The sequence below is a fragment of the Pandoraea nosoerga genome (genome assembly GCF_902459585.1).
Lineage (GTDB): Bacteria > Pseudomonadota > Gammaproteobacteria > Burkholderiales > Burkholderiaceae > Pandoraea > Pandoraea nosoerga.
In genome coordinates, this window is record NZ_CABPSC010000027.1 from 1 (window position 1) to 10,819 (window position 10,819).

Here is a 10,819-nt window from a genome sequence, read left to right on the forward strand (position 1 = left end):
CGGCCGGCCGCCGGCCGACTTTGCCGGAGCGCCTGCGGTCTGCGCCGCGCCGCTTGCCGGACCGTGGCCCGCCTGCGCGACACGCACCGGTGCGCTGCCGCTCCCTGTCTCCTGCCCGCGGGCCGGCGCATCCTCCGGCGCCGGCCGGCAGGCGTTCTCCTGACTCATCTTCTTCCCCGTTTCCCCATGCAGCGCCCATTGCCGGGAGAGCCCCCGCTCTCCCGGCCACGCCGGTTTCTTTCCTCAAAACAGCCGCGAAGCGCCAAGGCGTTCGCGTCTTGCCAACGCCGGGGCCGCACCCGCGCCATTCCTGGCGGCTGCCAACGATTGCCGACAGTCACCGGCTTTCGCTTCCCAACCCCCGGAACGCGCGCTCACGCGCGGCGCGGCGCAAAAACGCGCACCCCGCTCACTCCACCTTCATCCCCGTCAGCTCGGGCCGTGCGGGCGGATAGGACAGCTTCAGCCCGGACATGGCGGCAACGAGCAACTCCGCCACCATGAGATTACGGTGGCGTTTCGAGTCCGAAGGCACGATATACCACGGCGCATATTCCGTCGAGGTGGCCGATAACGCCGCCTCGTAGGCTTTCATGTATTGCGGCCAGAAGCTGCGCTCCTTGAGGTCGCCCAGCTCGAATTTCCAGTGCTTGTTCGGATCGTCGATGCGCTCCTGCAGGCGCTTGCGCTGTTCCTCCGGCGAGATATGGAGAAAGCACTTGACGATCGTGGTGTGGCTGTCCGCGAGCAGCCGCTCGAAGTTGTTGATATGCGCGTAGCGGCGCTTGCACTCCTGCGCGTCGATCCAGTCGTGTACGCGCGTGATCAGCACGTCTTCGTAGTGGCTGCGATTGAAAATGGCGAGCTCGCCCGCGGCCGGCACGGCCATGTGTACGCGCCACAGGAAGTCGCGCGAGAGCTCGATCGGGGTGGGCGCCTTGAAATTCGCCACGCGCACGCCGAGCGGATCGACGTTCTGGAAGACCGCACGGATCGTGCCGTCCTTGCCGCTGGTGTCCATGCCCTGGAGCACGAGCAGCACGCGGTGCCGGTTGTTGGCGTGCAGCAGCGTCTGCAGTTCGTCGAGCTTGACGGCCAGATCCGCCATGCGGGCCTTGTCGTCGTCCTTGGATTCACCGGCCAACGGTTTTTCCGCCGGATCGTAATCCGACAGGTCGAGCGTTTTGCCGAGCGGTACGCGCAATTTCTCGAACATCGCCAATCCCCCTGATCCCCCTGATCCCCTTGATTCCCTCAATCCCTTCCCCCAGTCCCGCTGGGAGCCCGGATCCGGGCGCGGGAACCGGCAGTATGGCGCAATTTGCGGGGTGCGCAAAAAAACGCGGCATAAGCGAATCGCCGCGCGCGACAAGGAGGTACAGGGCGAAGCCTGCCGCCGCAAGCGCGGTGGCCGCGGGTACGGGCCCGCCAAAAACGAAGCGCGGCGCCCAACGGGCTGCCGCGCTTTGCGTCCGGCAGCCCCGCAGGCGGGGATGCCGGGATCGGACGACGATCAGGCGCCGAGCTTCTTCCGGAGCAACTCGTTGACTTGTGCCGGATTCGCCTTGCCCTTGGTGGCCTTCATGGCCTGGCCGACCAGCGCGTTGAACGCCTTTTCCTTGCCCGCGCGGAACTCCTCGACGGACTTGGCGTTCGCCGCGAGCACCTCGTCGATGATCTTCTCGATGGCGCCCGTGTCGGTGATCTGCTTGAGACCCTTCGCTTCGATGATGCGATCGGCCGCCCCTTCGTCGCTCGCGCGCTCTTCCCACATCAGCTGGAAGACTTCCTTCGCAATCTTGTTGGAGATCGTGTTGTCGGCGATGCGTGCGAGCAGGCCCGCGAGCTGCGCACTCGAGACGGGGCTCGCCTCGATGCCGATGTCTTCGCGATTGAGCTGCGAGGACAGCTCGCCCATGATCCAGTTCGCGGCGGGCTTGGCGTTGGCCTTGCCGGCCTTCGCGACCACGGCTTCGAAGTACGCGGCCTGCGCCTTCGATTGCGTGAGCACCGCAGCGTCGTAGTCCGACAGGCCATACGTCTGGACGAAACGCGCCTGCATCTGCGCCGGCAGTTCGGGCAGCGCCGCACGCACGCGCTCGACCCACTCGCTGTCGATCACGAGCGGCATCAGGTCCGGATCGGGGAAGTAGCGATAGTCGTGCGCGTCCTCCTTGCTGCGCATCGAACGCGTTTCCTTCTTGTCCGGATCGTACAGACGCGTTTCCTGCACCACTTCGCCGCCGTCTTCAATCAGCTCGATCTGACGGCGCACTTCGTATTGAATCGCTTCCTCGAGGAAACGGAACGAGTTCAGGTTCTTGATCTCGGCGCGCGTGCCGAATTCCTTCTGACCCAGCGGGCGCACCGACACGTTGGCGTCGCAGCGGAACGAGCCTTCCTGCATGTTGCCGTCGCAGATGCCGAGCCACACCACGAGGCCATGCAGCGCCTTCGCGTAGGCCACGGCCTCGGCTGCGCTGCGCATGTCGGGCTCGGTCACGATTTCGAGCAGCGGCGTGCCGGCGCGGTTCAGGTCGATGCCGGTCATGCCGGCGAAGTCTTCGTGCAGCGACTTGCCCGCATCTTCCTCGAGGTGCGCGCGCGTGAGCGTGACGACCTTCTCGTAGGCCTGGCGACCGGTGCGCGGATCGGCCTCGACCTGAATCTTCAGCGAGCCGCCCTGCACCACCGGGATTTCGTACTGGCTGATCTGGTAGCCCTTGGGCAGGTCCGGGTAGAAGTAATTCTTGCGCGCGAAGATGCTGCGCGGCGCGATCGTCGCGCCGATGGCCAGCCCGAACTCGATCGCGCGCTCGACCGCACCGCGATTGAGCACCGGCAGCACGCCCGGCAGCGCCAGATCCACGGGACAGGCCTGCGTGTTGGGGGCGGCGCCGAACTGCGTCGACGCGCCCGAGAAAATCTTGGAAGCGGTGGAGAGCTGTGCGTGCGTCTCCAGACCAATAACGACTTCCCATTGCATAAGGTTCACCCTGTCTCAACTTGTCGGCACGGCGCTCTCGCCCTGCCCTTGCCGCCGGCGCGCCGCCCGTTCGGACGACCCATCGGCGTGTTCCTGTTCTCGCCTGCGGCGCGGGCTGCCGCTGCCGCGGCCGCCACCTACCGGCGGGTATCCGCCGCGCAAACGCCCGAGCGAGGATCGAAGCTCACCGGCCAGGCGTTTTCGTAGATGCCCGGCGTGCAATACGACTCGCAGTTCGCGTGCCCGATGGTCACGTTGCCCGGATCCTGCCAGATCAGCAGCTTGCAGTTGCCGCGGTTCGCGCGCAGCTCGATGCTCGGGCGCCACTGCGTCTGGTGGAAATCCGCCAGATTGAAGTGGCAACTGCCGCGATTGCCGACCCACAGGCGCCAGTCCAGCGTCTGCACCTGGTTGGCCGCGACCCTGAGCGTCGCCTGTTCGCGAAAACCGTCCTCGTCCGTCTGCGAGCAGTAGCCCGACAGATTGATCTCGCGATAGGCAATGGGCGTCGGCCGGTTGAACGGCAGGGTGCAGGACGCCAACGTGAGCGCCAGGCCGGCGAGCACGAGCGCCCTGCCCGTCAGTCGGGCCATGGCCGCCCCGCCCGGCAACGTCGTCACGCGCGCGCGGGCCATGATCAGCGCCCCGCCGGCGCGCGCCGGTGCCAGTCCGTGGCGCGCTGGAACGCGTCGGCCACTTGCAGCAGGCGGGCTTCGTCGAAGTAGTTGCCGATCATCTGCAGCCCCACGGGGCGCGCGTCGCGTCCCGTGCCCACGGGCAGGCTCATGCCCGGCAGACCGGCCAGGCTCACCGACAGCGTGTAGATGTCGGCCAGATACATCTGCACCGGATCGGCGCTCTTCTCGCCGAGGTTCCACGCCACCGACGGCGCCACCGGCCCCATGATCACGTCGCACTGCGCGAACGCGTTCTGGAAGTCCTGCGCGATCAGGCGGCGGATCTTCTGCGCCTTCAGGTAGTAGGCGTCGTAGTAGCCATGCGAGAGCACGTAGGTGCCCACCAGAATGCGGCGCTTGACCTCGGTGCCGAAGCCCTCGGCGCGAGACTTCTTGTACATGTCGAGCAGATCGCGGTACTCGGCGGCGCGATGGCCGTAGCGCACGCCATCGAAGCGCGACAGATTCGACGACGCTTCGGCCGGGGCCAGCACGTAATACACCGGAATCGACAATTCGGTCTTGGGCAGCGACACCGGCACCCGCACGGCGCCCAGCTTCTCGAATTCGGCGAGCGCATCGTCGATGGCCTGACGCACGTCGGCATCGAGCCCTTCACCGAAGTATTCGGCAGGCAGGCCGATGCGCAGGCCCGCGAGCGGCTTGTCCGCGGTGGCCCCGTCGAGCGGCTTGCCGAGCCCGCGCGAGAAGTCCTCGTCGGCGCGCTCGAGGCTGGTGGAGTCGCGCGCATCGAAGCCGGCCATGCCGTTGAGCATCCAGGCGCAGTCCGCGGCGCTATGGCCGAACGGGCCGCCCTGATCGAGCGAGGAGGCGAACGCGATCATGCCGAAACGCGACACGCGGCCGTAAGTCGGCTTGATGCCGGTCACACCGCAAAACGCTGCCGGCTGACGAATCGAGCCGCCGGTGTCGGTGCCGGTGGCAACCGGCGCGAGGCGTGCTGCCACGGCAGCGGCCGAGCCGCCCGACGAGCCGCCGGGCACGGCGCGCGTGTCCCACGGGTTCTTCACCGGGCCGAAGTGCGAGTTCTCGTTCGACGAGCCCATCGCGAACTCGTCCATATTGGTCTTGCCGAGCGTGACCATGCCGGCGTCGGCCAGACGCTCGACCACGGCGGCGTCGAACGGGCTCGTGTAGTTCTCGAGCATGCGCGAGCCCGCCGTGCTGCGCCAGCCGCGCGTGACGAACACGTCCTTGTGCGCCACGGGGATGCCCAGCAGCGGGCGCGTGGCGCCTTCACCGGCAGCGATGCGCGCATCGGCCGCGCGCGCTTGCGCGAGGCTCGCTTCGGCGTCGACGTGCACGAAGGCGTTCAGGTCGGCGGCGCCGGCAATGCGCTCGAGGTAGTGCTGCGTGAGCTCGACGCTCGAGACGCGCCTGGCGTCGAGCGCGGCGCGCAAATCCTGCAAATGAATCAGATCTTGTTCCATGGTGGCTGCTATTGAGCGCGTGAGGGCATGAGGGGGGCGCGGCAGGCGCGTCGCACGTGGCGCGACGGCACGGGCGCGAGGCGCGGCGCCGGCCTCATTCGATGACCTTCGGTACCAGGTAGAGGCCGTCCTGGACGGCGGGCGCCGGGCGCTGGTTGGCCTCGCGATCGACGAGCTCCGTCACGGCATCGGCGCGCAGCCGCTGTGCGACCGCCTGAATTTGTTCGATCGGATGCGCAAGCGGCGCGACGTCCGTCGTGTCGACCGACTGCATCTGCTCGACGAGCGCGAAGAAGCCGTTGAGCTCCTTTTCCATGTGAGCCGCCTCGTCGTCGGCCAGCTCGAGACGCGCGAGATGGGCGATGCGTTTGACGTCTGAGAGATTCAAAGCCATGAAGAAATCCCGAAAAAATGCGCATGGGGAAGCGGCCGGACGCACGCCTGTCGCTGAAATTAGGGACAGAATGCGGCGAATCTGCGAAGGGACGGCGATTCGCTTGCCGTTTCGCTGCGTACACCGGGCCGCGCAGGACGGTCGGCGCGCCGCGCCACAAGGGTCCCGGCGCGTTCGGCGGGGGTGTCGAATGTGGTGTCAACGTGCTCGTTTTTCCTGCAAAACCTGCGAAATTATAAGGTATCATTGCGCATTAAATTTGCGTCGGAGCGTGTTTTTGCACCCTTCGCCGCTGTCGCGCAGGTGGGCCACGGCGAGTCCGGGAGGCGCGGCAGACGATCGCGCAGTCCAGTGCAAGACCCTGACGCGACGGATTTATGACGGCAGCCCCGCCTCCTGCCCGGTACAGCATTCCTCGGTTTGTCCGCATGTTTCGCGAGCCGCCCCTGGCGCCTGGCGATTTTTTTGCGAACGGGCCGGAACCCAGATGACAGGCAGCCGTCCCAGTCACATTCCTTGGGACGGCCTCACGCAAACACAGGATTTTGCATGTTCGGTTTTCTTCGCAGCTACTTCTCCAACGACCTGGCCATCGATCTGGGCACGGCCAACACCCTCATCTACATGCGCGGCAAGGGCGTCGTCCTCGACGAACCGTCGGTCGTCGCCATCCGCCAGGAAGGTGGCCCGAGCGGCAAGAAGACGATCCAGGCCGTCGGTAAGGAAGCCAAGCAGATGCTCGGCAAGGTGCCGGGCAACATCGAGGCCATCCGCCCGATGAAGGACGGCGTGATCGCCGACTTCACGGTGACCGAGCAGATGATCAAGCAGTTCATCAAGATGGCGCACGAGTCGCGCCTGTTCTCGCCGTCGCCGCGCATCATTATCTGCGTGCCGTGCGGCTCGACCCAGGTCGAGCGCCGCGCCATCAAGGAAGCCGCGCACGGCGCCGGCGCCTCGCAGGTCTACCTGATCGAAGAGCCGATGGCCGCCGCGATCGGCGCCGGCCTGCCGGTCTCGGAAGCCACGGGCTCCATGGTCGTCGACATCGGCGGCGGCACGACCGAAGTGGGCGTGATCTCGCTGGGCGGCATCGTCTACAAGGGCTCGGTGCGCGTGGGCGGCGACAAGTTCGACGAAGCCATCGTGAACTACATCCGCCGCAACTACGGCATGCTGATCGGCGAGCAGACCGCCGAGGCCATCAAGAAGGAAATCGGCTCGGCCTTCCCGGGCTCGGAAGTCAAGGAAATGGAAGTCAAGGGCCGCAACCTCTCGGAAGGGATTCCGCGCGCCTTCACCATTTCCAGCAACGAAATCCTCGAAGCCCTGACCGATCCGCTCAACCAGATCGTGTCGTCGGTGAAGATCGCGCTGGAGCAGACGCCGCCGGAGTTGGGCGCCGACATCGCCGAGCGCGGCATGATGCTCACGGGCGGCGGCGCGCTGCTGCGCGACCTCGATCGTCTGCTCGCCGAAGAAACCGGCCTGCCGGTGCTCGTCGCCGAAGACCCGCTCACCTGCGTGGTGCGCGGCTCGGGCATGGCACTCGAGCGCATGGACAAGCTCGGCAGCATCTTCTCCTACGAGTAAGCCAACGTGCGTGGTTCGTCGTCCGGCGCGGTGGGGCAATCCCGTCCACACCTCGCCCGGCGCGGCCGGCCACGCAGCAAGACCCCGCGCACGCTTGGGCGCGTCGCACTTTCCACCGCGCCGCAGCGTCGCGCCCGACTGATATCACACGCGCACCGCAGCGCCTCGCTGCGCGTGCTTCCCTGAAGGGCCCACCATGCAGTACAGTCCGCCGCCACTGTTCAAACAGGGTCCGTCGGCGTTGGCCCGGCTGATCTGTTTCGTCGCGCTCGCCATCGGCCTGCTCGTGGTCGACTCGCACTACAACACGCTCGAGCGCGTGCGCGCCGTCGTCGGCACCGCCCTTTATCCGGTGCAGCGGCTCATGCTGCTGCCGCGCGACGCCATACTCGGGGTCGCGAGCTTCTTCTCCACCGAATCGCAGCTCACCACCGAGAACCGTGTTTTGCGCGAGCGCAATCTCGAACTCTCGGTGCAGGCACAGCGCAACAACCAGCTGGTCAACGAAAACGAGCACCTGCGTCAACTGCTCTCGCTGCGCGAACGGCTGCCAGTGCCAAGCATTCCCGCCGAAATCGAATACGATACGCGCGACCCGTTCACGCAGCGCGTGGTGATCGACCGGGGCACGAAGCACGGCGTGAAGCTCGGCGCGCCGGTCGTCACCGAGCAGGGTCTGCTCGGCCAGGTCTCGCGCGTATTCCTGCTGCAAAGCGAAGTGACGCTGCTCACCGACCGCGAACAGGCGGTGCCCGTGCAGGTCACGCGCAGCGGTGTGCACAGCGTGATCTACGGCGGGCTGCGCGGCGACGTGCTCGACCTGCGCTTCATCCCGCTGTCGGCCGACGTGAAGGTCGGCGACGAAATCGCCACGAGCGGCCTGGACGGCATCTACCCGGCCGGCCTGCCGGTGGCGCGCATCACCAAGGTCGACCGCGTCTCGGACACCGCGTTCGCGCGCATCCTGTGCCAGCCGGTGGCGAACCTGCGCAGTCAGCGCCAGGTGCTGGTCCTGCAATACACCACGCCGCTTGCCCTGCACCCGGACGCCGCCGCCGACCTCGCGCGCGCCTCCGATCCGGCCGCGAGCGGCGAGAAGCCCGGCCAGAAGGGCGGCAACCGCGCCGATCCGAAGCGTGCACCGGCCGCCAGGAAAGGCCACTGAGGAATCGACATGTCACGACCGCAATACATTCTGCTGCCGGTCAATCCGTACTTCATCACGCTCAGTCTCGTGGTGGCGTTTCTGGTGAACCTGATGCCGTGGGGCCACGCGCCCGCCATGCCCGACTTCGTCGCGCTGGTGCTCATGTTCTGGAACATCCACCAGCCGCGCAAGGTCGGCATGGGCGTGGCGTTCCTCGTCGGGTTGCTCATGGACGTGCACAACGCCGGCCTGCTCGGCGAGCACGCGCTCGCCTACACGCTGCTGTCCTACGGCGCGATCATGATTCACCGCCGGGTGCTGTTCTTCACGCTGCTCGGCCAGGCGCTCACGGTGCTGCCGCTGCTGCTGCTCGCGCACGTGGTGCCGTTCATCATCCGCCTGGCCACGGGCGCGGCGTTCCCGGGCTGGTGGCCGCTCGCGGCGAGCTTCGTCGAAGCCGTACTCTGGCCGGTGATCAGCATCCTGCTGCTGGCGCCACAAAAGCGCGCCGTCGACCGAGACGACACGCGCCCGATCTGACGGGCCCGCCGCCCGCCCGTCTCGCGCCACCGAGCCCGCCCGCATGACCGAGTTCAAGAATCCCCAGCAACAACTGCAGACGTTTCATCTGCGGGTGACGGCGGCCGCGCTTTTCGTGCTGATCTGCTTCAGCCTGCTCGCCGTGCGCTTCGTCTACCTCCAGGTCTTCCGCCACAACCAGTACGCGCTGCAAGCCGACGAAAACCGCGTGTCGCTCGCGCCCATCGTGCCCAACCGGGGCGTGATCATGGACCGCAACGGCGTGGTGCTCGCACGCAACTATTCCGCCTACACGCTGGAGATCACGCCGTCGAAGATCGGTCGTCCGCTCGAGGACCTGATCACCGATCTGTCCGACGTGATCGAGATCACGCCGCGCGATCGCGCCCGCTTCAAGAAGCTCATGGACGACAGCAAGAGCTTCGAGAGCCTGCCGATCCGCACGCGCCTCACCGACGAGGAAGTCGCGCGCTTTACCGCACAGCGTTTCCGCTTCCCCGGCGTGGACGTGCACGCACGCCTGTTCCGGCAATATCCGCTCGGCGAGACGGCCGCGCACGTGATCGGCTATATCGGCCGCATCTCGCAGCGCGATCGCCAGCGCATCGAGGCGATGAGCGAGGAAAACGACAGCGACAGCGCGAAGTACGACATCCGGCGCGACGCCAACAATTACAAAGGCACCGACTACATCGGCAAGATCGGTGTCGAGCAGAGTTACGAGACGCAGTTGCACGGCATCACCGGCTTCGAGGAAATCGAAGTCACCGCGGGCGGACGCCCGGTGCGCACGATCTCGCGCACGCCGGCCACGCCGGGCGACAACCTCGTGCTGTCGATCGACATCAAGCTCCAGCAGGTGGCCGAGCAGGCATTCGCCGGACGGCGCGGCGCGGTCGTGGCCATCGAGCCGAAGACCGGCGACGTGCTGGCGTTCGTGTCGGCGCCGAGCTTCGACCCGAACCTGTTCGTCGAAGGCATCGACCAGCAGAACTGGGACGCCCTCAACAACTCGCCCGACCGGCCGCTGCTCAACCGGCCGCTGCGCGGCACGTATCCGATCGGCTCGACGTACAAGCCGTTCATGGCGCTCGCCGCGCTCGAACTGGGCAAACGCACGACGAACTGGGGCTTCCAGGACACGGGCTCGTTCACGCTGGGCAACCACACGTTCCGCAACGACGTGCGCAACGGTCAGGGCTGGATCGACATGTATCGCTCGATCGTGGTCTCGAACGACACGTATTACTACATGCTCGCGCACGACCTCGGCGTGAACGCGATCCACGACTTCATGGCGCCGCTCGGCTTCGGCCAGCTCACGGGCATCGACATCGAGGGCGAGGCGCGCGGCATCCTGCCCTCGACCGAATGGAAGCGCAAGGCCTACAAGAAGCCCGCGCAGCAGAAGTGGTACGACGGCGAGACGATCAGCCTGGGCATCGGCCAGGGTTACAACTCGTTCACGATCCTGCAGCTCGCGCACGCCACGGCCACGCTCGCCAATAACGGCGTGGTGATGAAGCCCCACCTGGTGAAGGCCGTCGAGGATCCCGTCACGCATTCGCGCCAGCTCACCGTGCCGCACGAAAGCGCCCGTCTGCCGTACAAGCAGGCGGACGTCGATTTCGTCAAACGCGCGATGGTCGGCGTGATCAAGGAAGGCACGGGCCGTCAGGCGTTCGCCGGCGCGCCATACGAGGCGGGCGGCAAGACCGGCACGGCGCAGGTCTACTCGCTCGGCAAGAACGAGAAGTACAACCACAACGCGATTCCCGAGTTCAAGCGCGATCACGCGCTGTTCATCGCCTTCGCGCCGGCGGACGACCCGAAGATCGCGCTCGCGCTGATCGTCGAGAACGCCGGCTGGGGCGGCGCGCAGGCCGGTCCGGTGGCGCGCCGTCTGCTCGACTACTACCTCATCGACGAACCGAAGGAGCGCGCGGCCGAAGCCGCGGCGCTGCAGGCGGCGTCCGCGCCCGGTGCGGCCTCAGGCGCCGTCGCCGGGGTTTCCGCGGCGCCCGATGCGCC

Annotated in this window: 9 protein-coding genes; 4 read left to right on the forward strand and 5 right to left on the reverse strand. The window is 66.8% G+C overall.

Going from position 1 to position 10,819, the window contains the following annotated elements:
• Window positions 1-409: 409 nt before the first annotated feature.
• From PNO31109_RS21535 to gatC, 5 genes are all read right to left on the reverse strand, one after another.
• Window positions 410-1,216, reverse strand: a complete 807-nt coding sequence (locus tag PNO31109_RS21535) for a polyphosphate kinase 2 family protein (protein ID WP_150557487.1) — start codon at window positions 1,214-1,216, stop codon at window positions 410-412.
• A gap of 297 nt (window positions 1,217-1,513) precedes the next feature.
• Window positions 1,514-2,986, reverse strand: a complete 1,473-nt coding sequence (gene gatB / locus PNO31109_RS21540) for an Asp-tRNA(Asn)/Glu-tRNA(Gln) amidotransferase subunit GatB (protein WP_150557493.1) — start codon at window positions 2,984-2,986, stop codon at window positions 1,514-1,516.
• 137 nt (window positions 2,987-3,123) lie between these two features.
• Window positions 3,124-3,579 carry a hypothetical protein gene (locus PNO31109_RS21545; protein WP_150557494.1) on the reverse strand — a complete coding sequence of 152 codons (456 nt, stop codon included), beginning with the start codon at window positions 3,577-3,579 and terminating at the stop codon, window positions 3,124-3,126.
• 44 nt (window positions 3,580-3,623) lie between these two features.
• Window positions 3,624-5,114 (reverse strand): Asp-tRNA(Asn)/Glu-tRNA(Gln) amidotransferase subunit GatA, encoded by a 1,491-nt coding sequence (gene gatA / locus PNO31109_RS21550; protein ID WP_150557488.1) that lies wholly within the window; start codon window positions 5,112-5,114, stop codon window positions 3,624-3,626.
• Between the two features lie 94 nt (window positions 5,115-5,208).
• The gene (gatC, locus tag PNO31109_RS21555; RefSeq protein ID WP_150557489.1) at window positions 5,209-5,508 is read right to left on the reverse strand and encodes an Asp-tRNA(Asn)/Glu-tRNA(Gln) amidotransferase subunit GatC; all 300 of its coding nucleotides are present in this window, start codon (window positions 5,506-5,508) and stop codon (window positions 5,209-5,211) included.
• Between the two features lie 549 nt (window positions 5,509-6,057).
• Between gatC and PNO31109_RS21560 the strand changes: the two genes are divergently transcribed.
• The 4 genes from PNO31109_RS21560 to mrdA all read left to right on the forward strand — a co-directional run.
• Window positions 6,058-7,101, forward strand: a complete 1,044-nt coding sequence (locus PNO31109_RS21560; protein ID WP_010805637.1) for a rod shape-determining protein — start codon at window positions 6,058-6,060, stop codon at window positions 7,099-7,101.
• Between the two features lie 196 nt (window positions 7,102-7,297).
• On the forward strand, window positions 7,298-8,266 hold the full coding sequence (gene mreC / locus PNO31109_RS21565; RefSeq protein WP_150557490.1) for a rod shape-determining protein MreC: 969 nt from the start codon (window positions 7,298-7,300) through the stop codon (window positions 8,264-8,266).
• Window positions 8,267-8,275: 9 nt separating this feature from the next.
• Window positions 8,276-8,788: a rod shape-determining protein MreD gene (gene mreD, locus PNO31109_RS21570; protein WP_150557491.1), complete on the forward strand. Its 513-nt coding sequence runs from the start codon at window positions 8,276-8,278 to the stop codon at window positions 8,786-8,788.
• 43 nt (window positions 8,789-8,831) lie between these two features.
• On the forward strand, window positions 8,832-10,819 hold a 1,988-nt coding region (gene mrdA, locus PNO31109_RS21575), incomplete at its 3' end, for a penicillin-binding protein 2 (RefSeq protein WP_150557492.1).